This window comes from Aquibium carbonis, assembly GCF_003970795.1.
GTDB classification, from domain to species: domain Bacteria; phylum Pseudomonadota; class Alphaproteobacteria; order Rhizobiales; family Rhizobiaceae; genus Aquibium; species Aquibium carbonis.
Map to the genome: position 1 here is coordinate 1 of NZ_RWKW01000138.1, position 1,384 is coordinate 1,384.

The window sequence follows — 1,384 nt, forward strand, 5'->3', positions numbered from 1 at the left end:
CCGGCCGCGGTGCGCGAGGCCGCCGCCCGCGCCGCACGCGAAGGCCGCATCGGCTACACCGACGCGCTCGGCCTGCGCTCGCTGCGCCAGGCGATCGCAGCCCACTATGCCGACCACTATGGCGTAACCGTTCCGCCCGACCGCATCGTGGTGACCACCGGCTCCTCGGCCGCGTTCAACCTTGCCTTTCTCGCCATGTTCGATCCCGCCGAGCGGGTCGCCATCACCGCGCCGGGATACCCGGCCTATCGCAACATCCTGAAGGTGCTCGGGCTGGAAGCCGTCGAGATCGACCTCGCGGGGGCCGGCTGGCTGACGGCGGAGCGGCTGGAGGCCGCGCATGCGCGCTGGCCGTTCCAGGGGCTGCTGTTCGCCAGCCCCGCCAACCCGACGGGATCGATCATCCCCGACGACGAGATCGCACGCATCCTCGCCACCTGCGAACGGCTCGGCGTGCAGGTGATCTCCGACGAGATCTACCACCGGCTGGCCTATGACCGGCCGGACAAGACCGCGCTGTCGATCGATCCGGACGTGGTGGTGATCAACTCGTTCTCGAAATATTACTGCATGACCGGCTGGCGCATCGGCTGGATGGTGCTGCCCGAGGTGCTGCTGCGGCCCGTCGAGCGCATCCAGCAGAGCCTTTACATCTCCGCGCCCGAGATTTCGCAGATCGCCGCAGTTCCCGCCTTCGACTCCACCGCCGAACTGGAGGCGGTGAAGGCCCGCTACGCGCAAAGCCGCGCCATGCTGCTCGAGCGGCTGCCGCGCCTTGGTCTCACCATCGCCTCGCCGATGGACGGCGGCTTCTACGCCTATTGCGACGTGTCGCGATTCACCAATGACAGCATGGATTTTGCGCGGCGGATGATCGCCGAAGCCCATGTCGCGGCGACGCCGGGCATCGATTTCGACACCGTCAACGGACACCGCACCATGCGCTTCTCCTATGCCGGCGCCCCCGCCGACATGGCGACCGCGATGGACCGACTGGAAGCCTGGCTTCCCGGACAAGAGGGCTGAGCGGCCGCGCATCGGCCTCTCCGCGAGACGACCGCTGCATCGGTTGGCGCGCCACGCGCACCCATCGCCCAACGAAAAGGGGCCGCCGATGGCAGCCCCTTCGGTGCGCGGCGGCAGGACCGCCGCGCAGGGATTTCAGAGGTTTCTCAGAAGAAGCTCTTGCGCTGCCACCAGCCGGCCTTGCGCGGCTTGGCCTCGCCGTCCTCGGCGGGCTTGGCAGCCGAGGTGACGACCGGTTCGGTTGCGAGCGGCGCCGACGGCTTGCGCCGGGAAGCGCGCGCGGTCTCGGCGGCATCCTCGGCAGGCGCGGGCTCCGCGACCGCATTCTCCGCCGGTGCCGGTGCCGGTTCCGCGGCGG

The 1,384-nt window shown here is 69.6% G+C and carries 1 protein-coding gene and 1 pseudogene; one reads left to right on the plus strand and one right to left on the minus strand.

What is annotated here, in order from left to right; translation table 11 throughout:
• A partial coding sequence (locus EJC49_RS24440; protein ID WP_126702540.1) for a pyridoxal phosphate-dependent aminotransferase occupies window positions 1–1,026 on the plus strand: 1,026 nt, incomplete at its 5' end.
• Between the two features lie 146 nt (window positions 1,027–1,172).
• Here the strand turns inward: EJC49_RS24440 and EJC49_RS25860 are convergent.
• Window positions 1,173–1,384, minus strand: a pseudogene (locus EJC49_RS25860) (hypothetical protein); the annotation flags it as partial.